The organism is Candidatus Hakubella thermalkaliphila (genome assembly GCF_013281975.1).
Classification (GTDB): Bacteria; Actinomycetota; Humimicrobiia; order Hakubellales; family Hakubellaceae; genus Hakubella; species Hakubella thermalkaliphila.
Window position 1 is genome coordinate 1 of sequence record NZ_BLRZ01000507.1, and the last position, 502, is coordinate 502.

General features: G+C 45.6%; 1 protein-coding gene. It reads right to left on the reverse strand.

Annotated elements, in window-relative coordinates; all coding sequences use genetic code 11:
* Positions 1-227: 227 nt before the first annotated feature.
* Positions 228-502, reverse strand: a 275-nt coding sequence (locus HW443_RS13185; protein ID WP_219857277.1) for a hypothetical protein, incomplete at its 5' end; no start/stop codon positions are given.

Sequence of the window (502 nt, forward strand, 5' to 3'; positions counted from 1 at the left end):
TTTTCTTTAAGTCTTCTAATTTTAACTAATTCGCATGCTGCCGTGATGCAGAACTACTGCCTTATCCCGCCTTAGGTAATGAGGGGCGGCGTTCCGCCGAACGTAGTGATTGTTTATGAAAAAGGCAGCGCCATAATGAATCGCGCTTATTCAGGAGATTACAATCCCGCAACAACCTACTACGGTTTTTTTGATTCAACTGCCAATTACACCTATGACTCAGCTGGTTATTTCATAAAATCAGGCACCTGCACGCCGTCAACAACAATTAATACCAATTGCTTTTCTGGAAATGTTCTTAACTGGGCCCTGATGAGTTCACTTGACCTTTCAAGAAAGGCGCTTATAGGCTTCGGCAACCCAGAGCCTGGCAGAGGAAGAGCTGCCGGTGAACTTTTTAGATATAAAGATAAAGGCACACTTGACAGCAAAGGCCAGGCAAATGCCGAAACTGTCAGCGGTGCAGGAAATACTTTCTGACTTGCCGCCGCTTCAGGAGCCA